Source organism: Rhizobium sp. 01T444, assembly GCF_056398305.1.
In genome coordinates, this window is the sequence record NZ_JBFTPD010000077.1 from 1 (window position 1) to 1,617 (window position 1,617).

A 1,617-nucleotide genomic window follows, 5' to 3' on the forward strand; every position below is an offset into this window, starting at 1 on the left:
TCGCGGGATACCGGCTCGTGCCGGTTGCGGCTCTGCCGCAGGTCGACTTCCCGACCATCAACGTTTCGGCGCAGCTGAGCGGCGCCTCGCCGCAGACGATGGCGACTTCGGTCTCGACACCGTTGATCAAGCAGTTCGAGACGATCCCCGGTATCAGCGAAATCAGCGCGTCGAGTTCGCTCGGCAGCACCAGCATCGTGCTGCAATTCGACCTGAACCGCGATATCGATGCGGCCGCCGCCGACGTGCAGGCGGCCATTTCGCATGCGACGCGGCAGCTGCCCGACAACATGACGACACCGCCGAGCTACCGCAAGACCAACCCGGCCGATGCGCCGATCATGCTGCTTTCGGTGCAGAGCAACACCATGCCGCGCAGCAAGCTCGACGAGATCGCCGAAGACATTATTTCGCCGTCGCTGTCGACGCTTCCGGGTGTCGCCCAGGTCAGCGTGTTCGGTGCGCAGACCTATGCCGTGCGCGTCGAGGTCGACCCCAACAAGCTGCTGACCCGCGGCATCGGCATCGACACGGTCAACAAGGCGCTTGCCGCCGCCAACAGCCAACAACCGGTCGGCACGCTGCAGAATAATACGCAGAGCATGACCATCACGGCGAATACGCAGCGCACCAACGCCGAGCAGTTCCGTTCGCTCGTCATCGCCAATCCGAACGGCGCGCCGGTCCATCTCGGCGATATTGCCGATGTCCAGGACAGCGTCGAGAACCAATATACGGGCAGCTGGTATGACGGCCAGCGCGGCATCATCCTTGCCATCCAGCGCCAGCCGGATGCCAATACGGTCGATGTCGTGGATGCGATCAACGCCAAGCTGCCGCAGCTCCACGCCGAAATCCCGCCCTCGGTCAACACGGTCATCATGAACGATGCCGCAAAGCCGATCCGCGATGCGATCGCCGACGTGAAATTCACGCTGCTTCTGACGATCGGCCTCGTCGTTCTCGTCATCTACCTCTTCACCGGCCATGCAACGGCTACGATCATTCCGGGCCTTGCCGTTCCGCTGTCGCTGATCTCGACCTTCGGCATGATGTATGTGCTGGGCTACAGTATCGACAATATCTCGCTGCTGGGGTTGACGCTCGCGGTGGGTCTCGTGGTGGACGACGCGATCGTCATGCTGGAAAACATCCTGCGCCATGTCGAGGAAGGCATGCCGGTGCGGGAGGCGGCTATCAAGGGTGCGGGCGAAGTCAGCTACACGATCATCTCCATGTCGGTGTCACTGATCGCGGTCTTCATCCCAATCCTCTTGATGGGCGGCGTGGTCGGCCGCGTGTTCAACGAATTCGGCATGGTGGTGGCGATCGCCATCATCGCTTCGGCCATCGTATCGCTGACGGTGACGCCGATGCTCGGTTCGCGCCTTTCCAACAACCACAGCCGTCCGCCACTCATCATCCGCATCTTCGACGCCGGTTTCGAGCGGACGCTGCGCGGCTACGACAATGCGGTCGGCTGGTGCCTTCGCCACCGCCCCTTCATCCTCGGGATCTTCTTCGCTTCCGTCGCGCTGACGATCTATTTCTTCATGACGCTGCCGACGAGCTTCTTCCCGCAGGAAGATATCGGCCGCCTGACGATCAGCACCCAGG

The 1,617-nt window shown here is 62.2% G+C and carries 1 protein-coding gene; it reads left to right on the forward strand.

The window, feature by feature from the left end:
- Nucleotides 1-1,617: efflux RND transporter permease subunit (locus AC1DTN_RS37150; RefSeq protein WP_477925077.1), on the forward strand; the 1,617-nt coding region annotated here is incomplete at both ends.